Origin of the sequence: Gluconobacter vitians (assembly GCF_015244565.1) — a bacterium.
Taxonomy (GTDB): Bacteria; Pseudomonadota; Alphaproteobacteria; order Acetobacterales; family Acetobacteraceae; genus Gluconobacter; species Gluconobacter vitians.
In genome coordinates, this window is record NZ_JABCQG010000078.1 from 1 (window position 1) to 895 (window position 895).

An 895-nucleotide genomic window follows, 5' to 3' on the forward strand; every position below is an offset into this window, starting at 1 on the left:
TCCGACGCCTGTGCCAGGAAGGCGTGCGGCTGACCGCGCAACATGTTCGGACGCTGCAAGCGACGCGGCGTCGCGCCACATTGGTGGCGACCATCCTCGAAACCATCGTTACCCTCACCGACGATGCGGTGCTGATGTTCGATCGCCTGCTTGGGCAGATGTTCCGGCGCGAACAGAACAGCGCGGACACGACACTCAAGCGCAACCGGCGCACCATCAACGGCAAAATCCGGCTGCTTGCCCAACTCGGCGCTGCCTTGCTCGCCGCCAAGATATCAGGTGGCGATATCGGCGCTGCGGTCGAGGCAGCGATCGGATGGAATGATCTCGGCCGCGAGGTCGATGAAGCCCGCAAGCTGATCCGCCCCGATTCGGTCGATCCCGTCGCGGTCGCCGCGACCAATTACCCCGTCCTCCGACAGGTCGGTCCCTCGTTCATCGCCTCGTTCACATTCGGGGCGGTGCCAGCCTGCCATGCGCTCGCGCGAGCGGTCGCGATCATGCGCGACCTTCATTTTGGTCATCTGCGCAAATTGCCTGCAGGCACGCCAGTCGGCTTCATCCGGCAAGCTTGGCGTCGGGCGATCGGCACCGGCATTCCCGATCGCAGGATCTATGAATTGTGCGTGCTGGTCGAGCTTCGCGACCGGCTTCGCGCCGGCGACATGTGGGTCGAGGGAAGCCGACGCTATCGTGCTGTCGAGCAGCAACTCATTCCTGCCCCCGTATTCGCCAACATGCGCGCGGCCGGCCCCTTGCCGATACCGGCACCGGATACGGCCGATATCTGGCTGGCCGAACGACGCGCCCGCCTCGCCCGTCGATTGGCCGAGGTCGAGCGAAAGGCGGAGACGGACGCGCTGGAAGACGTGCAGCTCAGCTTGGGCAGGCTGCG

The 895-nt window shown here is 65.3% G+C and carries 1 pseudogene; it reads left to right on the forward strand.

From position 1 onward, the window contains the following. Positions 1-895 (forward strand): annotated as a pseudogene (locus HKD24_RS15120) (Tn3 family transposase); the annotation flags it as partial.